18 protein-coding genes are annotated in these 24,700 nt (G+C 54.7%); 9 read left to right on the plus strand and 9 right to left on the minus strand.

What is annotated here, in order from left to right; all coding sequences use genetic code 11:
* Positions 1-108: 108 nt before the first annotated feature.
* Positions 109-465: a hypothetical protein gene (locus J7382_RS11440; protein ID WP_209069163.1), complete on the minus strand. Its 357-nt coding sequence runs from the start codon at positions 463-465 to the stop codon at positions 109-111.
* Positions 466-1,301: 836 nt separating this feature from the next.
* On the opposite strand from J7382_RS11440, the gene J7382_RS11445 reads away from it, so the two are divergent.
* Positions 1,302-2,003 (plus strand): hypothetical protein, encoded by a 702-nt coding sequence (locus tag J7382_RS11445; protein WP_209069164.1) that lies wholly within the window; start codon positions 1,302-1,304, stop codon positions 2,001-2,003.
* A gap of 378 nt (positions 2,004-2,381) precedes the next feature.
* Positions 2,382-4,130, plus strand: a complete 1,749-nt coding sequence (locus J7382_RS11450; RefSeq protein WP_209069165.1) for an ATP-binding protein — start codon at positions 2,382-2,384, stop codon at positions 4,128-4,130.
* Between the two features lie 266 nt (positions 4,131-4,396).
* On the opposite strand, the gene J7382_RS11455 is transcribed toward J7382_RS11450, so the two are convergent.
* The 3 genes from J7382_RS11455 to J7382_RS11465 form a co-directional block, all read right to left on the minus strand.
* Positions 4,397-6,865 (minus strand): response regulator, encoded by a 2,469-nt coding sequence (locus tag J7382_RS11455; protein WP_209069166.1) that lies wholly within the window; start codon positions 6,863-6,865, stop codon positions 4,397-4,399.
* Positions 6,866-7,171: 306 nt separating this feature from the next.
* Positions 7,172-7,549 (minus strand): EamA family transporter, encoded by a 378-nt coding sequence (locus tag J7382_RS11460; RefSeq protein ID WP_209069167.1) that lies wholly within the window; start codon positions 7,547-7,549, stop codon positions 7,172-7,174.
* A complete protein-coding gene (locus J7382_RS11465; RefSeq protein WP_209069168.1) occupies positions 7,546-9,063 on the minus strand; it encodes a UbiA family prenyltransferase in 1,518 nt (505 codons plus the stop codon). The genes J7382_RS11460 and J7382_RS11465 overlap by 4 nt, the downstream gene beginning before the upstream one ends.
* Positions 9,064-9,223: 160 nt before the next feature.
* Between J7382_RS11465 and J7382_RS11470 the strand changes: the two genes are divergently transcribed.
* Positions 9,224-10,852 carry a phospholipid carrier-dependent glycosyltransferase gene (locus J7382_RS11470; RefSeq protein ID WP_209069169.1) on the plus strand — a complete coding sequence of 543 codons (1,629 nt, stop codon included), beginning with the start codon at positions 9,224-9,226 and terminating at the stop codon, positions 10,850-10,852.
* A gap of 148 nt (positions 10,853-11,000) precedes the next feature.
* Here J7382_RS11470 and J7382_RS11475 read toward each other — a convergent pair whose 3' ends face one another.
* From J7382_RS11475 to J7382_RS11490, 4 genes are read right to left on the minus strand one after another with little or no spacing between them, the layout of a single operon-like run.
* Positions 11,001-11,732, minus strand: coding sequence for a peptidase (locus J7382_RS11475; protein ID WP_209069170.1), 732 nt, complete (start codon positions 11,730-11,732; stop codon positions 11,001-11,003).
* Positions 11,733-11,741: 9 nt separating this feature from the next.
* Complete coding sequence (locus tag J7382_RS11480; RefSeq protein ID WP_209069171.1) at positions 11,742-12,539, minus strand: transglutaminase family protein; 798 nt, start codon at positions 12,537-12,539, stop codon at positions 11,742-11,744.
* A 3-nt stretch (positions 12,540-12,542) separates the two neighbouring features.
* Positions 12,543-13,484, minus strand: a complete 942-nt coding sequence (locus J7382_RS11485) for an alpha-E domain-containing protein (RefSeq protein ID WP_209069172.1) — start codon at positions 13,482-13,484, stop codon at positions 12,543-12,545.
* On the minus strand, positions 13,484-14,908 hold the full coding sequence (locus J7382_RS11490) for a circularly permuted type 2 ATP-grasp protein (RefSeq protein WP_209069173.1): 1,425 nt from the start codon (positions 14,906-14,908) through the stop codon (positions 13,484-13,486). The genes J7382_RS11485 and J7382_RS11490 overlap by 1 nt, the downstream gene beginning before the upstream one ends.
* A 393-nt stretch (positions 14,909-15,301) precedes the next feature.
* On the opposite strand from J7382_RS11490, the gene speA reads away from it, so the two are divergent.
* From speA to speB, 4 genes are all read left to right on the plus strand, one after another.
* On the plus strand, positions 15,302-17,206 hold the full coding sequence (gene speA / locus J7382_RS11495; RefSeq protein ID WP_209069174.1) for a biosynthetic arginine decarboxylase: 1,905 nt from the start codon (positions 15,302-15,304) through the stop codon (positions 17,204-17,206).
* Positions 17,207-17,229: 23 nt separating this feature from the next.
* Positions 17,230-18,441, plus strand: coding sequence for a saccharopine dehydrogenase family protein (locus tag J7382_RS11500; protein ID WP_209069175.1), 1,212 nt, complete (start codon positions 17,230-17,232; stop codon positions 18,439-18,441).
* 79 nt (positions 18,442-18,520) lie between these two features.
* Complete coding sequence (gene nspC, locus J7382_RS11505) at positions 18,521-19,690, plus strand: carboxynorspermidine decarboxylase (protein WP_209069176.1); 1,170 nt, start codon at positions 18,521-18,523, stop codon at positions 19,688-19,690.
* On the plus strand, positions 19,687-20,535 hold the full coding sequence (gene speB / locus J7382_RS11510) for an agmatinase (protein ID WP_209069177.1): 849 nt from the start codon (positions 19,687-19,689) through the stop codon (positions 20,533-20,535). The genes nspC and speB overlap by 4 nt, the downstream gene beginning before the upstream one ends.
* A gap of 12 nt (positions 20,536-20,547) precedes the next feature.
* On the opposite strand, the gene J7382_RS11515 is transcribed toward speB, so the two are convergent.
* Positions 20,548-21,441, minus strand: coding sequence for an AraC family transcriptional regulator (locus J7382_RS11515; protein WP_209069178.1), 894 nt, complete (start codon positions 21,439-21,441; stop codon positions 20,548-20,550).
* A gap of 415 nt (positions 21,442-21,856) precedes the next feature.
* Between J7382_RS11515 and J7382_RS11520 the strand changes: the two genes are divergently transcribed.
* Positions 21,857-22,321 carry a (2Fe-2S)-binding protein gene (locus J7382_RS11520; RefSeq protein ID WP_209069179.1) on the plus strand — a complete coding sequence of 155 codons (465 nt, stop codon included), beginning with the start codon at positions 21,857-21,859 and terminating at the stop codon, positions 22,319-22,321.
* A gap of 4 nt (positions 22,322-22,325) precedes the next feature.
* A complete protein-coding gene (locus J7382_RS11525) occupies positions 22,326-24,515 on the plus strand; it encodes a molybdopterin cofactor-binding domain-containing protein (RefSeq protein WP_209069180.1) in 2,190 nt (729 codons plus the stop codon).
* Positions 24,516-24,700: the final 185 nt, after the last annotated feature.

Consider the following 24,700-nt stretch of genomic DNA (forward strand, 5'->3'; position numbering starts at 1 on the left):
TGGGGAAGAAAGGTTCAAGACGCGCCATCTGCGCATCCGTCAGCCAGAAAAGATCAGACATGGTCACCACTCGATTTTCAAACCGTGAATCACGCAGACAAACGGAAATCAATGGGTCCTGACCCTAAGAAACGTATCACCGTTATCCATTTGAACTAAGAGAGCAAGGAATGTTCGGGTCGTTCCATCACCAAGTGTCACCGTGATGTTGGCGCCTGTCGTCATGTCTGGAGCGGTAGTAACTGTTCCAGCTCCAAGATCATATGATGCTGGTTCACCCGGTAGACCAAGTTCACTATCGCCATAGCCGCCGTTGCTATTCGTATCCGTTTGATTCATGGCTACAATCTGCAAAATAGAGCCATCAATTGGGGTCGTTGGAAATACGCCGAGGTTTTCGGCGTCCCGATCAGATTCATTGGTATCGGAATCTGCGTAATTTCCGATGAAAAGATAGTTTTCCATAGTTAAATCTTTCTTCTGACCCGCCTGCTCTAAACAGTACGGTGCATTCAAAAATGAATGCCGCCTCCTCCAGCCGTAGCGCCTTATTTGGTCTCACGACATTCTCTGTTCGCTCATAAAAGTAGCGCAACTTTGTATTGCGGGCAGAGACAGTTCCAACAAGGAATAGCCTGCAAAAACCACGCTTTGGGATACTGATTGCAAAATGTGACGCAGAGAGGGGCGCCGGTAGTGCCTTGAAGGTTTTCATACCGCTGTAATCCGGCCCCGATCGCACATGGGTCGGCGTTAAGATTGTCACTCAGACCGCCAATTGCGCTGCATAACCCGCCCACAAGTCGAAAACATCGTTTCTCGCGTGGGGGTATACTTTGGCGGATAGGCGGAGTGGCAAAATCACAAGCTCGTCAACAACTTGGTGCGGCTACTTCAGGAACGGTTGGCCACGCAGTGAGAGAGGCTGCGCTGGACGCCGCGTATTCTCCAAACACGGAGACTGCAAAGGAAGCCGAAATCTACGGGTTGGTGAATTGTATCGGCAGGCTTTCAAAAGCTTAATTTCGCTCTTCCAAGCATCATCGGGATCCCTCCACGACATCAACACTCGCCAGCGGCTAAGTATCTGCTGGCGATGTTAACCGCCTCGCCCAACTCGCCCTCTAAGGGTTTACTGAAGACCTCAGATGGTTCAGACAGAGCAAGGACTGCTAGTCCGTGAGCGGGTCGTGGCGCTGCTGAGAGAGATTGCTGAGGCGGATGGTCAGTAGTGTCCATGACTGAGCGCTTACCGCCTCCGTGGCTTCAGGACAGGTCAAAAGATTGGGAAGTAATCCGAAATGCAGGATAGGTACGCAGGCGATATCGGCGACTTCATCAAGCTTGGCCTACTCAGAGCATTGTCGCCTGATAGGAAGCTAGGAGTGGTTTGGTATCGCTTTCCTGATGAAAGTCACAACGGTGATGGACGTCACATCGGATATCTGGATCAGGCTGATAGATATGCTGAGCTTGATCCGTCACTCTTTGATCATCTTAAAAGAGTTGTGGCCACCGAACGGTCGATAGCCTCTCTTCTCCCTGCTCTTGATGGTGCTGTTTCGTTTGATGACAGCATTGATCAGTCGCACCTGTATCATGGCCTCAGACGTCAGGGGAGGGCTGACTGGATGTCCAGAGCGTTGCTTGCGGTGGCTGACTGCGACCTTGTGTTTGCGGACCCGGATAATGGCATAGTTGACGATGATGAACGTCGGAAGGGGCGGGCAAAGTTCGGCAAGCACATTCCCTTGAGAGAGGCCAGAGCTCTAGCAGAGGGGCGCTGCGCAGTGATCTATCATCATAATACGAGGCGTAAGGGCGGGCATGATGCTGAAGTCGAGCACTGGTTGGCTGAGATACAAAGCCCAACTCTAGCAGTCCGAGCCAAAGCCTACAGCCCTCGGACGTTCTTTATAGTCAATCCAGATGAAGAGGTGAAAGCGCGTACGGAAGAGTTCTGTAAGCGCTGGCGGTGCCTTCAGGTCCATCTTCATCGGTAGGGCATCAAAGACAGGCAAAAGTGCCCCAGTAAGTGCCCCAGTTTTTGAGTTGGTTCAGGAAAGCCGATGCGTTTCATCGAGACGCAAGGCTTCCTACCACCCCAGCCATAAATCCAGACATCAGTGTTTATTGGCTTCAGCGGATCTCCCAGCGTCAAAAATGCCCCTGCTTTCGGCTCCGTCTGAGTAAAGTCAGCAAGGTAGGCGTAGTAACTATTGCCACAGTCTACTGGCTATCCAAGCTGCGCTGAACTAAAGCGTGGTTAGCCCGACCTTAAGGGAAGCTCCCTTATGTTGCTGGTACGGCGAAACACATTGACCATTTGCCCAAAAATGGTTGGATAGTTTGCAGCTCGTTGGCGTGGAAGAGTGGTTACTATGAAATCAAGCTTTTTCAGTTCTTGGAAAGACATTCTGGAAATCCAGAACGCGTTTCTCAAACAGGCGCAGTCCAACCTACCTGTGGAAGACCTGCTAAAGAGCCTCACGGATCGGCTGGACGCGCTCCATGATCGTCACGCAGTAAGTGTGATGCTCAAAGGAGAGGGGGAAACGCTGATTTTTGCGGCAGGCTCTCGCCTGAGCAGCGACTATATTGATCAGATCAATCCACTACCGTACGGACCAAATGTAGGATCCTGTGGCACCGCCGCGTTCGAGAAGAAGCAAGTCATTGTCGATAATATGCTCACCCATCCGCTTTGGGCAGATTTTCGACACCTACAACCTGCGTGTGGTTACATGGCCTGCTGGTCACAACCCATGCTTTCCAAAGACAACAGCTTACTTGGTACTTTCGCGGTGTATTTCAAAGAACCCCGAGCACCAAGCGAAATGGAAACCGATATCATTGAATCGCTTGGCAATACTGTGGGCTTCATTTTGGAGCGCAAAAAGTACGAAGACACTTTGAAAACCACAAATGCTTCTCTTGCCAAGAAGGTTGCGGTCCGAACCGCCGAGCTTAAGTTACAAAAGGAAAAAGCCGAAGAAGCGAACACACTGAAAACGCGATTTTTGGCTGCAATGAGCCATGAACTCAGAACGCCACTCAACGGAATTATTGGCGCAGGACACCTGCTTTCAAATTCAAAATTGAACAAGGAACAGCGTGAACTCAACGAGATGTCTGTCAATTCTGCACAGCTCTTGTTGACACTGGTGAATGACCTATTGGATCTCTCCACAATCGAAAGTGGTGAATTCAAACTGAACTTGGAACCGGGAAATCTGCGCCACAACCTGGAAGAAATCTGCGCACTTTTTCATGTTTCCGGCAAGGCGCAACAAGTCCCGATCAACCTGTCGATTTCAGAAAACGTTTCAGCCAAGTACGCGCTTGACTACATGCGTATTAAGCAAATTATCTTCAATCTAGTCGGTAACGCCGTGAAATTCACATCCGATGGCAGTGTGGAAGTCCGTGTGAGCGAGACACCTGCGGACACTACGCCTACTTCGCTTCGGTTTGAGGTCGAGGATAACGGCATCGGGATTTCCAAAGACCATCACCAGACGATTTTTCAGCTGTTTAGACAAGCAGATGCTTCAACCACACGCAAGTATGGCGGCACAGGACTGGGCCTCGCAATCTGTAAGAAGCTCATTGAAGGCATGGGAGGTCAAATCGGCGTTGAAAGCCAATTGGGAGAAGGCGCCCGATTTTGGTTTGAAATTCCTGCAACCACTTGCAATGCCAGTGAGCAAGAAAACGCATCGAATACGCTTGAGGTGGCTGGCATCACCGCCACCGCGCGGAGACAGGTGCTTTTGGTCGAGGACTCCGCTGTGAACCGCACCATTGCAACCAAGTTTCTTGAAACTTTGAATTGCGAAGTGGACACAGCCCAAAATGGCAAAGAGAGCTTGGACCTCATAGAAGGTAAAACCTACGATCTGGTGTTCATGGACTGCATGATGCCTGAAATGGATGGCTATGCTGCCACCAAGATCATTCGAGAACGCGAAAAGACAAGCTCAGCCCCGACAGCCTTACCGATCGTGGCCCTCACTGCGAATGCAATGCATGGCGACGAAGAAAAGTGTTTGAGCGCAGGTATGACAGACTATCTGACGAAGCCGTTTGATGCCAAATCGCTCGAGGCAATGTTAAGCAAGCACATATAGCCGAGTCTCCAACCTAGCTTTGATGAACATAAATCAAGGAGGTCTATGCGCATTGATGGCCATTGTGAAACGGCCAATACCCAAAGCTGCCTGAGCCTGATGGAGCACGATATCCACACGGCTACAAATGCTTCCCCTGCCTACTGAAACACGCAACTTCCAGACAGGTGCTGTTTCTTTGGTGATTTTCGTCAGACTACCGACAATCATTGAACATGTCGGGACACCCCTCCCGAAAGGGCATGCTCAGGTAATACGTTTATATGCTAGTTTTCTGGTTGCTCAGCGGCGCGTATAGACAAGCTCTTTTGCCAATGGCCGATGGTGTCGATTAGCAATTGTTTACGAACGGGCTTGGATAAGAAATCATCCATTCCCGCTGCACGGCAGGCTTCTGCGTCAACGCTTTGCGCGTTGGCTGTCAACGCGATAATTGCTGCTTCTGACACCCCATTGGATCTCTCATATTGGCGGATCAAACGCGTTGCCTCCAAGCCATTCATGACCGGCATCGACATGTCCATCAGGATAATCTCAAATGATAACTCTTTGAATAACTCGACCGCCTCAAGACCATTTTCGGCGCAATGAATCTCTGCCCCTGTGCCTTCAAGCATTTTTCGTACGACCAATCGATTAGTTGCGTTATCTTCCGCCAACAAAACGCGGCTTGGTATTACTTCTCCGTCCCCTTCAGGCACGGCACGATGCCCAGGGCTCTTGGTGACGTTACTCTGGCGCATGATGGCATCCACCAGAGCTCCTGCCATCTTGGCCGACCTCGCAGGCTTCATCAGATAACCAGAGAAACCAATATCCTGCAGGTCTTCAATCGGTATTTCCGGGCGGCTAGACGAGTAAAGAATGGCGGGCGGCACCCAATCCCCATGTACTTCCCTTAACGTTTGCTGCAACTCGATCCCCGACATACCCGGCATATTCATGTCCAAAATCATGACATCAAAGCGATCAATATTGCCTACACTCTTCAAAAAGGCCGTCGGGCTGTCAAACACCGTCGCCAGCGCCCCCCATGTCGACAACCTGCGACTAAGAACCAACCTGTTGATTTCCAAATCATCAACGACGGCAATCATTTTCCCCTCAAGCACTGCAAAGTCCGGTGCCACGCTTGGTTCCGGGACCTCTTCAGGCAATTGCAAACTCAAACTGACTGTAAAGGTCGATCCCCGTCCAAGTTGGGAGTGTGCACGGATCTCCCCTCCCATTTTTCGAGCGAGGCTGCGAGAAATCGCCAAGCCCAAACCCGTCCCTTCGGTTTCTCGCGTCGATGCGCTATCCACCTGTTCAAAAGCTGAGAACACCGTGGAGAGTTGTTCTTCCGGGATCCCAATGCCAGTGTCAGTAACCGATATACTCAACGCTCCTGGGGTGTCGGTGCTATGCGCAACCGTCACGCCCACATCCCCGCTTTGCGTGAATTTCACGGCATTACCCATCAGATTCAACAAAATCTGCCGGACTCGACTTTCGTCGCCAACAAAAAACTCAGGCAACTCCAAAGGATAGTCGATCCAAAGTTCGATGAGTCCCTCTTTCGCCTGAGTTTGCAGTAAAATGGTCACGTCATGAATAAGGCTGCGGAGCGAAAACACATCCGCTTTCAGGGGCAGCTTATCTGCAGAGAGCTTCGAAAAATCCAAAATGTCGTTGATGATATGCAGCAATGCAGAGGCAGAACCTTCGATGGTCTCTGCAAACAACCTCTGTTCGTCCGTCAATTGCGTCTCATTCAGCAACTCGGCCATACCCAGGATACCATTCATGGGTGTTCTGATTTCGTGACTCATATTGGCCAGAAATCGCTCTTTCGCCTGCGCAGCTTCAAGCGCATCATTTCTCGCCTCACGCGCGTCCCGTGCAGCACTCTCTGCCTGTTGTTTGGCTTCGCTTAAGGTCTCCGCCTGCTCCTGGAGCCTTTGCTGCTGTTGGCGAAACTCCGTGATGTCAGATCGCAGCCCAACAAGGTTATCATTCTCTGTAATGACATCCTGGATCAGCAAAAATCGGTTGCCAGGCAATTCCCTTTCAATTGGCCGTGCCTGTCGGCTCTGACGATTGAGGCGCTCTGCAAGCCAGTCCGCTTCCCGCCCGTGCGCCTCCGGATACTGACCATTCTCAAGCCCGTACCGCATAATACTTTCCCAAGTCACCCCTCTATGGATCGCGGGCGCAGAATGAGCATAGAGCTCTTTGAATTTACTGTTGAAAACGACAAGCTTGTCATCAGGGTCAAGCATGACAAAGCCTTGTGGGAGCGCCTCGACCGCCTCCTCTAGCTGATGCCTTGCCCGCTCCGCCCCCTCACGTGCGGCTTCCAACTCTGCATGGTTGGTGAGGATGCCGGTGATGTCACGCTGAAAACCAACACAAAACCTACTAGGCAATGTCGCGCCCATGACAGGTCGCACTTCAAGATCAACCCAAATCATTGAGCCGTCTTTGCATTTGTACTGAATGTGCCGATGAAAATTTCGAGCGCTTTCCAACGCATTCTGCATAGGCTGTGTCACGTCGACAATATGAGTGTCACAAATCAGAGCAAGTGGCGATTGACCAATCAGAGAATCCCGAGTCTGACCGCTCAACTGCACCAAAGCGTCATTGCACCATACAATCGTTAGATCGCACCAAGAACCATCACAAGTTTCTGCAATATAAATGGCATCCCGCGAAAGCTCGGAAACTTGGGAAACAACACTCTGCAAATCCAACGCCTGTACCCTTCAATTGTTTCTGGCAGATGCAAAAAAACTCAAAGTCAGCCTCTCAAACGGATGCAGGATCAGTGTAGCTACAAAAGTATAAAAAATGACAACCACCCAAGGTTTCAGCTAAATTTCGTACCCCTATGGCAGAGTTTGCAGCAAAGCAGCATGTCTTGGCTCTTAGTAAGATCAGAAACGTGCATCGCTTGCAATCACCCTACCCTCTGAAAAGAAATAACAATTTCGAGAAAACATGAGCGCGGGTGACAACCACACATTCTTAGTGCGCCCCTCTACCCATTGATTGCAGGATCACCCCACAACTTCGCCAACAAACATCACGACCAGCCCCGATACAATTAACGCAGTTCCGATCAGGCGCGTCACACTCAGAGGCTCTCCAAGAAAAGCGAAGCTCAATACAGCCACAAAGATGAAGCTCAGCGCCACAAAAGGATACGCCACCGACAGATCAAGTGCCTTGAGGGCAAAGAGCCAGAAAACCGTGCCCAGCGCATAGAGGCTCAAGCCCGCCAAAACATATGGTGAAAAAACGAGGGACGCCGCCTTGCCCCAAAAAGACATTTGCGGTGCAAACGAAATTTGCGACACGCCAAGTTTGAAAAGCGTCTGGGCGACAGCAGAAAGCGCAACGCTGAATGTCATCAATAGCAGCAGCCAGAGGTTCATAGGAGCACCGTGTCTAAGTGAAGATATTTTGCCAGAAAAATGGCAACAACAACCATAAGCAGCACAATCCTGCTGATGGGATCTTTCACGGCGAATGCAACTGGATCATCTCCAACCTTGCCGCGTGCGGCATATAGCCAACTGCGATTGAGCCAGAACATCAGCAAGGGAATGCTCAACCAAAGCAAATCGGGCGCACCATAGGCTCCCGCGACCTGCACGCTGCCAATGTATTGCGCAAGTGTCAGCAAACACAGCCCGGCATTTACGATGCCAAAACTGAACATCAACATGTCCTCCCCCCCCCAGTAGTTTCGAGAGGGGAGTTTTTCACCGTCTTCGGCAACGTCCAGAACCTCGATGAACCGCTTCATATAGGCCAAGCTGACAAAGAAGAAGAAACAGAAAGTCACCAGCCATGGGCTTACGGAGATTCCGGTCGCAGCGGCCCCTGCCCCCACGCGCAGCGTGTAAAGGAACGCGAGGGTTAGAACATCAACGGTCGAATAGGCCTTCAGATACAGCGTGTAGCCTGTCGTCATCACCAAATAGAGCAATAGCATCAAAGCAAAACCACTGCTGACCCCGAACGCGCCAATCGCAAAAGCCACAACGAGCAACAAAACAGCCGTCACCACGCCCGTGATAGGGGGCACTCTGCCAGCGGCAAAGGGACGATTGCACTTTCTGGGATGCTGTCGATCCGCAACAAGGTCAGAGAGATCATTGAGCAGATAGACCGCAGAAGCCACAAAAGAGAAGGCGAAAAATGCGAGCAGCGCGGCGATTGTTGCAGCAGCATCCGCATAGGCATGCGCAAAAAGCAATGGAAGAAAGATCAACAGGTTTTTGGCCCATTGATGCGGGCGCATCGCCCGCGTCAAATCCGCAAATGAGCGTGTCTGATCGATGAACAAAGATATCTTGTGCCGCCACCGCTGCTTCCAGATGTTTGCCATTTTCCCAGAAGCAATGATACCGACCCGATCCGCAGCATCCCAGATTGGGACATCCGCCTGACTGTCACCGATGTATTCAAACCCACGCCCCTGACAGTCCTGCACAATGGCTTTGAGCTTTCTCTCACCTTTCAGGTTCACTCCGTCCTCAGACGCCAAAACGCGATCAAAGATCCCCAGGTGTGCGGCCACAGCCTCTGCAGTGACCTTGTCAGCGGCAGTGGCTAGAACAACAGCCCTCCCCTGTGCACGCACATCTTCGATATACTGCAGCATGTCCTCGCAATAGGGAAGTAAATCAGCGCGGAACGCGGCATGTTGGCTAGCCGCCGATTTGATCGCAGGAATATCCCGTTTCAAAGCCGCACGGAGCAACGTCCCAACGCCACGCCCGTTAAACACACAATCTAGAATTTGCTCCTGCGCTGTATCTGTCGGCGTCACCGTGCCATCCAAATCAACATAGAGAATAAGATCGTCCAACAAAGTGTCAGAAGCTGCTTTCACGGCAAGAGCGTCTTCCGTCGCAACATCACTCGAATTTTTCTCAATCATTGCCTAATCTTCACCATAGTTGCTTGAAATACCGCAACCCGCGTTCCGCCGGAAATAAGCTCACTCTCTATGACACCATTATTTTGACAAGCATATGCAAAGATTTCTACTGCTCCTACTTTTCTTAGCCGCATTTTTGCCAAGGGCACTTGGCGCAGACGTGGGATACTTTTTCGGCGATGAACGAATAAACGACGCAGCCAAGGTGCTGACAGGCCAACTTGTGCCCGGTCAACACTTCTATCCCCCGCTTCTGAATTATTTGAATGCAATCGCATTTGCCGCAATGTATGTGATCGGCTTGCCGCTCGGCTGGTGGGAAGGCCTCTCCGATTTCCGCGCCCAGTATTTCTCTGACCCCACAGTATTTTACGTCACTGCACGGCTGGTTGTTGCGGCCCTCGGCGCAACCCTCGCCCCCATTGCCTATCTGCTTGCGCGGCGTTTTGGGCTCAGCACGCTTCATTCCGTGAGTGTTGGCGCGATCGCCGCCCTCTTCCCGCTTGCCGTTCACTTGTCGCATTTTGCCAAAGGCGACATTCCCTTGGGTGCGGCAACAGCCCTTTGCTTTCTCGCAGTGGCGTATCGTGTGACGCCCGGAAACGGTCAAAAAGAATGGCAGCAAGACGCTGCGGTGGGGCTGAGCTTCGCGCTCGCCATGAGCTTTAAACAATCCGCGATTTTCGGACTCCTGCCATTGTCCATCGGTATGTTCGTTTTGCTTTTCCAGCGCCAAAGCAGCAAAATCGCACTCAAGTCTTACGGACGCGCGGTCTTAATATTCGTCCCGGCTTGGAGCATTCTGAATATTGGAATCCTTCTGGATTTTCAGAGATTTTTGGAATTTCAAGGTATTCAATCGGCCATGTCGATCAGCCAGAAAGGCGGTACTTGGGCCGGGATATCACAGATGCTCGGCACGCTGCTTGCGCCGCAATATGGCATTGGTTGGATCCTCGGCATTGCGGCCATACTGGGAGGAATATTAGTACGCCTTGAAGCCTGTCAGATCAAAGACAAACCTCTGTGGCGCATCCTCTGGATATCCTCCGCTATTGGGGCCGTCACGATTGCCGCATTGACCGGCACACGCCAACCGACGCAGCTCTTCCTCGCACCATTCGGAGAACTCCTGATATTGGGGGCCATTCTTTTGGCCGGGTTTGCGCAATCCGCCACGCGGCAAGCGGCCCTCCTTGGCAAGGTCAGTCTGGCGGCTACTTTACTCGTTTTCGCAATCTATATGGTGCACCCAATCGCCCAAGCCATGCGCACACCTCTCGCGGATACCATCGATGTTTATTTGGCTCAAACCCATGCTGACGACCGCGTGGTCACAATGATGCGCACAAAAGCCAAACAATCACCCGCCGCGCGTGACTGGGAAGATGCGCGCCTGCATCGCCTTGCCGCAAAGTACAACGTCGCGCTCCCAGAAGTTGCGCCGGAATCCCGCGCCGCAGGTACTTCGGAGCAAGCCATGTTTTGGGTGCCGCTGCCGCAAGCCATGTATGGCCTCGAAGATGTGACAGAAGGGGAAGAAACCTACTCCGTTCAGGCGCACACTTGGCCCCTCCAGCCTGAAGAGTGGCAATTGCAATACTGGACACAACAGGGCTTCACCGTGTTTGTCCTCAGCGATGTCGCCTATCATCTGGCACAACGCCCGTCAGAGGTGGTGAGCCAGTTCTTTGAAGAGATTATCACGTCTTGTCAGATAGAGCGCAGTTTTTCCCCCGCCAAACCCATGTACCTGGAATATCTGACCGAGATCTATGTTTGCACCTAACCGGCCGCGCCTGATGGGCGTGTCGTGAGATGCAAACCAATATATCTATAGCGTTTCGGGCTTAACTTTAGACACGAATACCCTGCTGTGCCCACGGTATTCTCGAAACATTTTTGTCGCGATATGAGACAGGTAAAACCCAAACGCTTTAGAGCTCAAAATCGTCGAGATTGTCCAAAGCCGTTTTCAGCGCGGCGCTCCACCCGTGACGTATTTTTAAGAAAAACGGATCATCTTCTTCAATCCGGCCTTCCCGCCCCTTCCGGAGGCTATCTGTCTCGTAGAGATGAAAGTCAAACGGCGCGCCCACTGTGAGGTTTGCCTTCAGCGTACTGTCAAAACTCACCAGAAGGAGCTTCATGGCCTCGTCAAACTTCATTTGACGGTCATAAGCGCGCACCAGTATGGGGCGACCATATTTCATTTCACCGATCTGAAAAAAGGCTGTGTCCTGCCCCGCTTCGATGAAGTTCCCTTCGGGATAGATCAGGAACAGACGTGGCGGACCGCCCGCGATCTGGCCACCTAAAATGATCGTGGCGTTAAACGCACTGTCGGCCCGCTGCCCCTCATCCCCCTGTCGTGCAATGACTTCACGCAATGTCTCTGCCACAAGCCGCGCCGCCTGAAACATGGAGGGCGCTTCAAGCAGGGTGGGCGCACGCTCATCCGGGGCCTTGGTGCGTTCATCCAGCAGGCTGATCACAGACTGGGTGGTCGCAAGGTTGCCAGCCGTCATCACAGTCAGCACCCGATCTCCCGGCGTCTCCCAAGTGGTCATCTTGGTGAACGTCGAAATATTATCGAGACCCGCGTTTGTGCGCGTGTCCGACATGAAGGCGATGCCTTGATCCAGCATCATGCCAACACAATACGTCATGGGAGTCCCTTACTGCTGTGCCACTTCGATCTGGACAGCCAGCGCTTCGCCTGCGCCACCAATCCGCGTCCCAGTTACAGGTGCAGCCCCTTCATAGTCCAGCCCCGTAGCCACGCGCACATAGCGCGTATCAGGCGAAATCCCATTGGCAGGGTCAAAACCAACCCAGCCCAATCCCTCCACATGCACCTCCGCCCAAGCATGCATGGCATCCTGCTCTGTACGATCATCCAACATCAGATACCCGGAGACATATCGGGCGGGCAGCCCCATATGGCGCGCCGCCGACAGAAACACATGCGCATGATCCTGACAAACCCCGGCCCCATGTGACAGCGCATCCTCCGCAGCCCAGCCGGGATCGGAAACGCCGACCTCATATTTCACCGCCTGATGCACCGCCCCCATAAGCCCATGCAGCCGGTCAAGCTCCCCGGAGCCGGTCACCTCCCGGATCAAAGCCTTAACGCCCGCGCCCGGCTGCGTGCGCGCGGTTTGGCGCAGGTAGAGCCAAAGCGGCGCAGGCCCCGTATGACGCCCAACCACACCGTGATTTTCTGAAAGTTCCACATCCCCTTCACTGGTCACGACTAGTTCGGTGGCCTCCCGGTGAAAGCTCAGCAGTTCGACAATATTGTGATGGTGATCCTCAAACTGCACCTCTTTCTGGCCACCTTCGATCTTTGTGGACCAGTTCAGCACCCATTGCTGATGTCCCGTCTTGGGCGTTTTGCGCAATTGCTGAAGACCATAGGCCACAGGCGCATCAAAGTGATAGCGGGTGGAATGACGAATTTTCAGGCGCATGTCTTACTCATAGAACCGATAGTCATGTTCGATCTGCTGCCCCAGATCAGCCAGCAGCGTGAGCACCTTCTGAATGAACTCATGCAGACCGAAGTCAAAGACCGCATCAATATCATGTGACAGATAGGTGCGTTCCAGATGCCCAACCTTGGCCATAGATGGCATCCGGCTCCCATAAGACGAGGCCAGATATCCCAGATTGTCACGCAGTTTCCGGGTACAAAACGCAAGGCTGCGCGGCATACGCTTGTCCAGTATCAGAAATTGCGAAATATCACGCGGATCAGCAATTGGGCCGTATTCCATGCGAAACCCGCCCCGCCCGGAAACCGCCGACAGGATTGTTTCCCACTGCACATTGTCCACGGTAGAGCCCACAGCACTCAGTGATGGCAGCAGCACGTAATACTTCACATCAAGAATACGCGCCGTGTTGTCCGCCCGTTCCAGAAAGGTGCCGATGCGCGCAAAATCATAAATGTCGTTGCGCATCATCGTGCCATGGGTTGCTCCGCGCACCAGAGCCGTGCCTTGACGGATCGCCCCCAAAGTCGCGGGAAGATCGCGCTCGCTCACTTTGCGCTGTGTGAGAGACTGCGCTCGCATATAAACGCCGTTGAGCGCCTCCCAGACCTCTTCTGTCAGCGCAGCCCGTACCATACGCGCATTTTGTCGCGCGGCCGAAATATCGGACATCACCGAGGCCGGATTGTCCTTGTCACGCAACATCCAGTTGATTGCTGCATCTTTGGTCAATCGCTCGTGCGCCGCATCATACCCGTCGGCCATGCCGCCGGTTTGCAGGATTGACCGCCATTCTTCATCAGAACTGCCCAACCGGGTCAAAGCGATCCTCTGCCCGGTCTCAATCAGACGCGCTGCATTCTCTGCCCGTTCCAGATAGCGAAACATCCAGTAGAGGCCATTTGCCGTTTTGCCCAGCATCACGCCTCCAATACCCAAGTGTCTTTGGTACCGCCGCCCTGCGATGAATTCACCACAAGCGAACCTTTCTTCAGCGCCACACGGGTTAAGCCCCCCGGTGTGATTTGCACCCCATCCGGACTGACCAGAACGAAGGGGCGTAAATCCACATGGCGGGGTGCCAGACCAGAGCGCGCAAAAATCGGTACTGTCGACAGGCTCAAAGTCGGTTGTGCAATGTAGTTGCCTGGGCGCGCCTTGAGTTTCTTACGGAACGCAGCAATCTCACGCTTGGTGGCCGTGGGGCCAATCAGCATCCCGTAGCCGCCAGACCCATGCACCTCTTTGACCACCAGCTCTTCCAAATTATCGAGCACATAGGCCAAGCTGTCAGGCTCCGCACAGCGCCAGGTCGGCACATTTTCAAGCAGCGGGCGTTCACCCGTGTAGAACTCAACGATTTCGGGCATATAGCTATATATCGCCTTATCATCCGCAATGCCTGTACCCGGCGCATTGGCGATGGTGATCCGCCCCGCACGGTACACATCCATGATCCCCGGCACACCCAGCTGGCTTTCAGGATTGAAATTGAGCGGATCAAGAAACTCGTCGTCCACCCGCCGATAGAGCACATCAATTGGCTGGTACCCTTGGGTGGTGCGCATCGCGACCCGGCCATCCACCACGCGCAGGTCGTGCCCCTCAACAAGCTCAACCCCCATCTCATCAGCCAGAAAAGCATGCTCAAAATAGGCTGAATTAAATATTCCCGGCGTCAGAACCCCAACGGTTGGTTTGCGCCCCAGCACACTGGGAGCGCAGGCCTGCAAAGACCGCAGCAGCTGTGCCGGATATTGCTGTACAGGCTGCACGCGGTTCTTGGAGAACAGCTCCGGAAACATCTGCAACATGGTTTCGCGGTTTTCTAACATATAGCTCACACCAGACGGCGTGCGCGCATTGTCTTCCAACACATAGAATTGATCCGGCCCGGTCCGCACCAGATCAATACCAACGATATGCGTGTAAATGTTGCCCGGTGGCGTCAACCCGATCATACAGGGTTCAAATGCGCTGTTCTTAGCGATCATCTCCTGCGGAATGCGGCCAGCCTTTATGATTTCCTGCCCATGATAAATGTCATGCAGGAAAGCATTGATGGCGCGCACACGCTGCTCAATTCCTCGGCTCAGCCGCACCCACTCCGCGCCCGAAATAATGCGGGGAATGATATCAAAGGGAATAAGCCGCTCTTCCGCTTCCGCGCGCCCGTAGACATTGAAGGTGATGCCTGTGAGACGGAAAAGCTCTTCTGCCTCACGTTGCTTCGCTCGCAATCGTTTGGGATCTTCGTCCGCGATCCATTGATCAAATTGTTGATAAGGGCCACGCACCGTCTGATCGTGACCAAGCATTTCGTCAAAAATAGTGTCATTGCTCATGCCCTCAGTTTTGAGACGGCACTCAGAAGGTCTATGACCTTGCTCATTTTGTCGACGCCTTGACAGGATCGGTGCCTGACCTGCCCCTTTTTTACGCAGCTTGGCGTTGCAAATGGGCAAGTGTTAAAAACCGCTTAACGCGAATAGCCGCGTTTTCCATCGCGCCCTCCGCACCAGCACCACCTGTTCTTTCCTCTCCCGCACGGCATATTTTTAATTGACAGAATTTTTCACCCTTTCTATGACGCCCCCACTCTTCCCTTGAGGAAGCCGCAATGGAGTGTGCGCGGATGAAATGGCTTCATTTCCGAAAAGCAGGACAGATTGAACCCGCCTGACAGCGGGTCGCACGCTCACACGCTTTCTTCCCTTTTTTGACATCTTAAATCTCGCATGAGGCTTGTTCCGGTGACACAAGAACAGTCTATCTCCGCATCCGTGTACGGCATTGACCGCTGGGGCAAAGGTCTGGTGACCACGCTGCCAAACGGTGACGTTGCGCTCTGCGACCCAGCGCATCCCTGCACCGCGCCCTTCAGCCTGCCCACGATCCTGCAAGATCTGCAACAACGCGGCATTGCAAGCCCGATGGTCCTGCGCATCAAGAGCTTTCTGGAAGCCGAAATCCAGACCCTGAATGAAAGCTTTGCACGGGCCATTGCAAGCACCGGATATCAGGCCCCCTACCGCGGCGTGTTTCCGATCAAAGTGAACCAGCAGGCACAGGTGGTGGACCGCATCGTCGAATATGGCCGTCAGTACGACTATGGGCTGGAAGCAGGCTCCAAACCCGAACTGGTGATTGCTCTGGCGCATCGTCTGGCCAAAGACGCGCTGATCGTCTGCAACGGCGTCAAAGATGCTGAGTTCATCCGCCTTGCCATCCTGTCGCGCCGTATTGGCTTCAACACTGTGATCGTGCTGGAAAGCCCCAAAGAGGCCGAAATCGTCATCGATGTGGCCCGCGAATTGGGGATGGAGCCGCTGCTGGGCGTACGCGTCAAACTCACCAACCAAATCAGCGGTAAATGGCAAAGCAGCTCTGGGGACCGTTCTGCCTTTGGCATGAACACCGATCAGCTGATCCGCGTGGTCGACCGGCTGCGCGACGCGGGGCTGGTGCATTGTCTGAAACTCCAGCACTCCCATCTGGGCAGTCAGGTGCCTGACGTGAACGACGTGCGCCGCGCCGCAACCGAGGCCTGCCGCTATTTTACCGAACTTACCGCACAGGGCGTGCCTCTCACCCATCTGGATCTAGGGGGCGGTCTTGGCGTGGACTACACCGGCGAAAAACGCGCCTCTGAAAACTCCATCAACTACTCTATCGCTGAATATGCCACAGCTGTGGTGGAAACCGTGGCGTACGCCATGGATGAAGCCAAAGTGGCCCATCCGGTACTGGTGACAGAAAGCGGCCGCGCAGTCTCGGCCACCTCTTCCATGCTGATCTTTGATGTCCTGGAAAGCACGCTCTATGACGCGCCAGATGCCCCAGATGTTCAGCCAGACGATCACCATCTGGTCTCAGATCTGGCCGCCGTCTCCGGCTATTTGGTTGCTGATCGCGTGCAGGAATGCTGGAACGACGCGCGATTTTATCGTGATGAACTACGGGCCCTGTTCCGTCGCGGCCATGTCGACCTGCGCCAGATGGCGCGGGCCGAACGTATCTATCTTAATCTGATGGCCCGCATCAAAGACATCGCTCGCAGCTCAGAGGCCAATGGCGATCTCGACAAGGAACTGCAGAAAATTGCCGATGTCTACCACTGCAACTTCTCTGTGTTTCAATCCTTGCCAGATGTCTGGGCCATTGATCAGCTGCACCCGATTGTACCCCTGCAAATGCTTGATCAGGTACCTGATCGCCGCGCGGTTCTCTCCGACATCACCTGTGACAGCGATGGCAAACTTGATCAGTTCATTCTGGACGGCGAAATTGCCCCCTCTCTGCCGGTGCATTCGCTGCCAGAAAATCAGCCCTATTATCTCGGGGTGTTTTTTGTCGGCGCCTATCAGGAAACACTGGGCGATCTGCATAACCTCTTTGGCGACACCAATGTGGTGACCATCGAGCTGCGCGCGGATGGCGGGTTTGACCTCCTGCATGAACAGGAAGGCGACACCATCGCCGAAGTGCTGTCTTATGTGGAATATGACCCCGCCGACTGCCTCGCCGCCTTCCGCAAAATGGTGGATGAGGCCATCTCACAGGGCCATCTCGCCAGCAGTGCACGCAAAACCCTCATCAGCGCTTACCGCGACTCGATGAATGGCTATACTTACTTCGAATAACCCTCTTCAGTCAGGAGACGATCATGGGAAAGACACTTGTAGTCGGAGCGGGCGGCGTCAGCCACGCGGCGGTCCACAAAATGGCCATGAATGCCGAGATCTTCACGGAGATCACACTGGCCAGCCGCACCAAATCCAAATGCGATGCCATCGCTGCCAGCGTCAAGGAACGCGTTGGCGTAGAGATCAAGACCGCGCAGCTGGATGCCATGGATGTGTCCGCAACCGTGGCGCTGATCAAAGAGACCGGCGCGGAAATTCTTGTGAACCTCGCGCTGCCTTATCAGGATCTGAAACTGATGGACGCCTGCCTTGAGGCAGGGTGCCACTATCTTGATACGGCAAATTATGAGCCCGAGGATGAGGCGAAGTTTGAATATCACTGGCAGTGGGCCTATCAGGACAAATTCAAAGAGGCCGGCCTGACAGCCATTCTGGGCTCCGGCTTTGATCCGGGCGTGACATCTGTCTTTGCCACATGGCTGAAGAAGCACAAGCTTGACACCATCCGTCAGATCGACGTGCTGGATGCCAATGGCGGCTCCAACGATCAGGCCTTTGCCACCAACTTCAACCCAGAAATCAACCTGCGCGAAGTCTTGCAGGAAGCCCGTCATTGGGAAGGCGGCGACTGGCAGACCACACCCGCCATGACACATAAAGTCGAATTCGACTTCCCCGGCATTGGCCCCAAAAACATGTACCTCATGTATCATGAGGAGCTGGAAAGCCTCTCCACCCACTTCCCAGAAATTGAGCGCGCCCGCTTCTGGATGACCTTTGGCGATGCCTATATCATGCACGCAAAAGTGCTCGAAAACGTGGGCATGACCCGCATTGATCCGGTGATGCACAACGGTCAGGAAATCATCCCGATCCAGTTCCTGAAAACCCTGCTGCCCGATCCCGGCGATCTGGGGGAACAGACCAAAGGCAAAGCCTGCATCGGCGACATCGCCACAGGTCAGGCCAAAGATGGCTCCGGTGAGAAAACCTACTACATCTACAACATCTGCGACCATGAGGAATGCTTTGCCGAGGTCGGCTCACAGGCCGTATCCTACACCACCGGCGTGCCTGCCATGATCGGTGCGGCGCAGGTTCTGAAAGGCAATTGGGTGAAACCCGGCGTCTGGAATATGGAGCAACTGGATCCCGATAATTTCATGGACATGCTCAATGACCACGGCCTGCCTTGGCAGGTGCATGAACTCGACGGTCCCGTCAGCTTCTAAACCTACGGCCTTCATTTGGCCAAAAATATCCCGGGGGTCCGGGGGCAGCGCCCCCGGCTCTCCTCTTTCGGAGCCTCCAATGTCTGACATGATGCAAACTCAAGCGGGAGACGCCGGTGCCTTTCGCCATTTTGATCTCAGCCGCGTGCCCTCCCCCTGTTTTGTGGTGGACGCTGCCGCTATCGAACAAAACCTGCGTATACTAAAATCCGTTTCGGATCAGTCGGGGGCCCATATCCTGTCGGCTCTGAAAGCCTTCTCCATGTTCTCACTGGCCCCTCTGGTGCGCCAATATCTTGGCGGCACCTGCGCCAGTGGTGTGTTTGAAGCCCGCCTAGGACGCGAGGAATATGGCGGAGAGGTCGCCACCTTTTGTGCCGGCTACAAAGACAGCGACATTGACGAAATTCTGGCGCTGTCTGATCACATCATTTTCAACAGCCCCGCCCAGAAAGACCGTTTCCTTACCAAAGCCAAAGCCGCAAACGTCTCCGTCGGGCTGCGTATCAACCCGGAACATTCTGAGGGCGAAATCCCCAAATATGATCCCTGTGCCCCCTGCTCCCGTCTCGGCACACCGGTGCGCCACCTCACCCCCGAAGTTCTCGAAGGTGTGGATGGTCTGCACATGCACACTTTGTGTGAACAGGGCTTTGACCCGCTGGCGCGCACATGGGCGGCAGTGGAGCCCAAACTGCGCCCCTATCTTGCAAATCTCAAATGGCTCAACTTCGGCGGCGGCCACCACATCACGCGGGCGGATTATGACCGCGAGGCTCTGATATCCTTCATCCAAGAGATCCGCAGCACCTATGATGTGGAGGTCTATCTGGAGCCAGGCGAAGCGGTGGCGCTGGATGCGGGCATTCTGGTCGGCGAAATCCTCGATCTGCCCCGTAACGGCGTGAATCTGGCGATCACCGATATCTCCGCCACCTGCCACATGCCAGATGTGATCGAAGCGCCTTATCGCCCTGCCCTGCTGGATGAGGCAGGCGCGGGGCACAGCTATCGCCTCGGCGGCCCCTCCTGCCTCGCAGGCGACGTGATTGGCGACTATACATGGGAGGCACCACTTGCGATCGGGCAGCGCTTTGCCTTCCTCGATCAGGCGCATTATTCCATGGTGAAAACCAACACTTTCAACGGTGTACCCCTGCCCGCCATCGCGCTGTGGAACAGCGAAACCGACGCGCTCACCTTGGTGCGCGAATTTGACTACACCGATTTTAAGGAGCGCCTGTCATGAGCGTTTTTCTGGACAGTGAACTGACCGAGGCTGAGCGCAGCGAAGAGGCGCATTTTCACATTCTGCCAATGCCGCTGGAACGCACTGTTTCCTATGGGGCTGGCACAGGCGCAGGCCCTGCGGCCATTCTTGCAGCCTCCAATGAATTGGAACGGCTCTGCAACGGGACAGAACCCTGTGCACAGGGCATTTATACTCACCCCGCACTCCCCTGTGAGGGGCCACTGCCCGATGTCATGGAACACCTTGCCAGCAAAACCGAAGCCATCGTGAAGGCCGGAAAAATCCCCGTCACTTTGGGCGGGGAACATTCCCTCAGCTATGGTGCGGTGATGGGCGTCGCACGCGCCTTGGGACAACCCATCGGGATTGTGCAGATTGACGCTCATGCCGATCTGCGCATTGCCTATCAGAATGAAAAACACTCCCACGCCTCTGTCATGCATCTGCTGGCCGAAGAAGGGGTACGGCTGGCCCAATTCGGGGTGCGAGCGCTTTGCGCTCAGGAAGCAGAAAGCCGCGCCCGCAATGCCGTCTTTCATGTCGATGCCGAAGAGCTGGTCACCGGCAATATCCATGCGATTGATCTGCCAGAGGATTTCCCGGAGCTGATCTATGTGAGCTTTGATGTGGACGGGCTGGACCCAAGCCAGATGCCCGCCACAGGCACGCCAGTGCCCGGCGGGTTGAGCTATTATCAGGCGCTGCATCTGGTGGAACACGCCCTCAAAGGGCGACGCTGCGTTGGCATGGATGTGGTGGAGCTGGCCCCCAACGGAGATGAAACCTGGGATTTCACCGCCGCACAGATTGTCTATCGACTGATGGCGGCGACTCTGTCCTGATGGCGTTGGCCCTCATAGGGCCAGCAAGGCACCCGTGGCTTTGTGATCACTTGGTGATACCCCAAACTTACGGGAGTATTCCCGACTGAACTGTGTGGGGCTTTCATAGCCCACATCATAGGCGGCGGCCGCCACCGAACGCTGGCCAGCCGCCAGAAGACGCCGCGCCTCCATCAGGCGCAGCTCCTTTTGGTACTGTAGCGGTGTGGTGGATGTCACCGCCTTAAAATGCTCGTGAAAGGCCGAAAGGCTCATCCCGGATTCCGCGGCCAAATCGGCCACAGGAATCTGGCATGTGTAATTTGCGCGGATGTAGGCAATGGTCTTGGAGATTCGGCTCGCGGCACTTTCATGGCGCAACAATTGCCGCAGCATACACCCATGGCGCGCACGCAAGAGCCTGAAATGAATTTCCTTCATCACCAAAGGAGCCAACGCCCGTGCCTCCACAGGATCCTGTGACAGTTGATACAGCCGCATCACGGCATCGACCAACGCAGCGTCCCCCTTTTCCACGCGCATGGAGTGTAAGTCTTTCGCAGGCGCGCCAATCCCGCCGATCTCATCATAGAGGCTCCGCGCCAGCGCCAAATCCAATTTAAGGGCAAGCGCCACATAAGGCGCCTGCGCGCTTGCCTGTATCACAGCGGACTCCACGTGCACCGCGTGGCTCACCAAAAGTGTATCTCCTGCAGAATACCGCAACACGCGCCCGCCAATCTGTGCCTCTTTGGTGCCCTGAAGCACCAGACACATCACCGGCTCATAAAACCCTGCTTTGCACGCACTCACCTCAGGATCCGCAAAGGCAAACAACCCATCCACGCCCGTCTGACAACCAACGCCCAAAGCGTCTTCTGAAGCGACCAGATCAAAAACACTCTGCACAATATCTTTGGCAATCATCAGCGTCTCCTTTGCCCCAGAAATATAGGCCCCCAAGGCAAGAAGAGAATAGTCAAATCCCGGCACCCCGGAGGAATAGGCAGATCATTTGGAGAAAAAGGCAAGGGGCCCAGGCATCTCTGTGCTATTTTTAACAGGCAACAGGGCGGCAATTGCCGTGCACAGGAAACAGAAATCATCGCTCATTGCTGCCGGGTATACCGCGTTCAGCCAAAACGGAAGCGCATGATAAGGGGAGATTTTCACATCCGTTGCCCACAGCGCGCCGTATCCTCGAAGAGACTCCGTTGTGCATACAGGGCACCGACGGGATCTCGGACACTTTTTGCCGCCCGACATGCCGCCTGATCTTTGAGTCAAATCAAAGTTCAAGGAAGACCAACTAAAAACTGAGCCAGAGGGAGACCTGATAGCTATGGCAATCTCACTGAAATTGAACGGCAAGACCCATGAGGTCGAGGCCGAACCGGGCACCCCGCTGCTGTGGGTGATCCGCGATGAGCTGAAACTGACCGGCACCAAGTTTGGCTGCGGCGTGGCCTCCTGCGGCGCCTGCACCGTGCATCTGAACGGCGCGCCTGTGCGCTCCTGCCAGACCTACATCGAAGATGTGGAAGACGCCGAAATCACCACCATCGAAAAGATGGAAGAAGACAACGTTGGCGCGGCTGTGCAGCAGGCATGGCTGGAGCTTGACGTTGTGCAATGCGGCTACTGCCAGTCCGGCCAGATCATGAACGCCGTGGGCCTTCTGCGTGAAAACGCCAAGCCCACCGCCGAAGAAATCGACGACTACATGTATGGCAACGCCTGCCGCTGTGCCACCTATCAACGCATCCGCGCCGGTGTGCAGCGTGCAGCCGAAATTCTGGAGGCATAAGACAATGACTGTTAATCTTTCTCGTCGCGGCTTTCTGAAGTCCGCCGCCGCTGCCGCAGGTGCCGCGCTTTATATCGGGGCCAACGCCAAAGGCGTTATGGCCGCTTCTAGCTCTGCGGACGCAGCGCTCAACCCATTTGTAAAAATCGGCGCAGATGGCCGCGCAATCGCACTCATCAAACATGTCGAATTTGGCCAAGGCCCGGCCACCGGTCTGACTACTCTGATCGCCGAAGAGCTTGGCGTGACCATGGATCAGATCACCTATGAATTCGCGCCCTCTGATCCGCAGGTCTATAACAACCTGTTCTTTGGCCCCTTTCAGGGCACCGGCGGCTCCACCGCCATGGCCAATTCGTGGATGCAGTACCGCACTGCCGGTGCCGCTGCGCGCGAAATGCTGATCTACGCCGCCGCCAAAGAATGGGGGGTGGATGCCGCCTCTCTGGACATCGTGGATGGCATAGTGACTGGTGCCGGCAAGTCCGCCTCCATAGGCGATTTTGTGGCCACTGCTGCAGAGATGGACGTACCAACAGAGCCACGCCTGCGCGACGCCTCTGAGTGGAAGCTCATCGGCAATGACGCCACCCGCCGTCTGGACAGCCCGATCAAGGTCAACGGTCAGGCCAAATTCGCAATGGATGTGCATTTGGACAACCAGATGGTTGTGATGATCAAACGCACCCCGCAAAGAGGCGGTGTTGTCGCCAGCTTTGATGATAGTGCAGCCAAAGACGTCAAAGGCTTCATCATGGCACAGGCTCTGCCCACCAAACACGGTGTCGCGGTCTATGCCGAAAACACCTGGGCAGCCATGCAAGCCCGCAACGCCATCGAGGTGGAGTGGGACAATTCCGCCGCCGAGAGCCGCTCCTCTGCGGAAATCAAAGACGAGATCATGGCGGCGCTGGATGCGGAACCAACCTACAACGTCAACAAAGCAGATCGTGCGGCTGTGAAGGCGGCGGTCGATGGTGCCGCAACGGTGCTGGAAAAAACTTTCTACTTCCCGCTTCTGGCACATGCGCCAATGGAACCGCTGAACTGCACCATCGAGCAGACCGCTGAGGGCAAAATCGTGCTGCATGACGGTGCGCAGATGCCAACGGGCCCACATATGGCCTACCAGCAGATCTTTGAACTTCCCGCCGACAAAATCGAGATCAACAGCATGCTGGCCGGTGGTTCCTTTGGCCGTCGCGCAACCCCTGATGCCGACTACCAGGTCGAAGCTGGCCTGGCCTTCATCATGACCGATCGCTCCCGCCCCGTGAAACTGGTCTGGGACCGCGAAGACGACATCCGCAGCGGCTACTACCGTCCGGCTGTAGGCCACAAAGTGCGGGTCGGTCTGGATGAAAACGGCACAATCATTGGCTGGGATCATCAGGTCGCCGGCCAGTCGATCATGAAAGGCACCGCTTTTGAGGCGATGGCTGTACATGAGGGCATCGACCACTCCACAGTCGAGGGCATTGCCGACAGCCCTTACACGATCCCAGGCCAATCACTGGGTCTCACTGACACAAAGAAGGCAACCAGCGTTCTGTGGTGGCGCTCTGTCGGCCACACCCATACGGCTTATGTGATGGAAGTGATGATGGATCTGGCAGCGAAAGCCGCCGGTCAGGATCCGGTCGACTTCCGCCTGTCCTATCTAACCGGCGGTGGCGAGGCAGACCGCAAAGCCGCTGTGCTGAAACTGGCTGCGGAAAAAGCGGGCTGGGGTAACGCGCCCGCCGGTCACACCCAAGGCATCGCCGTGCACAAATCCTTCGGCTCCTACGTGGCAGAAGTGGTGGAAATTTCGGGCAACAACGACGACGGCATCGTGATTGAGAAAGTCACCGCTGCTGTGGATTGCGGCATCGCCGTCAACCCGGACACCGTGCGTGCGCAGATCGAAGGCGGCATCGGCTACGGCATCGGCCACGCCATGCGCGACCAGATCACGCTGGACGGTGGTGCGGTGGAGCAATCCAACTTCCCGGATTACGAGCCCCTGCGGATTTCCGACATCAAAGCGATTGAGACCCACATCATCGCCTCGGCCGAAGCCCCCACCGGCATTGGTGAGCCCGGCACGCCGCCATCCGCACCAGCGCTGGCCAACGCGATTGCGGCACTCACCGATGACAGCCAGTTGATCGCAGAGCTGCCGATGGCAGAAGCTGGCGTTTACTTCGCATAAAGCTTTGCCGCACCCGGAAGTTTCTACGGGTGCGGCACATCTTCTCCGTCCCTTTCACGCCCACTTCAACTCACGCGAACCACCTTTCGCAACGTGCATCCCAATCCATAGATTTGTGAATAGTTTTGCCAACCTCGCCAAATTCGCGAGTTGTCTGGTGCCTCGAACTGACATAAACAATATAC

The sequence above is a fragment of the Shimia sp. R11_0 genome, from assembly GCF_017744035.1.
In the GTDB taxonomy this organism is placed as follows: domain Bacteria; phylum Pseudomonadota; class Alphaproteobacteria; order Rhodobacterales; family Rhodobacteraceae; genus Shimia; species Shimia marina.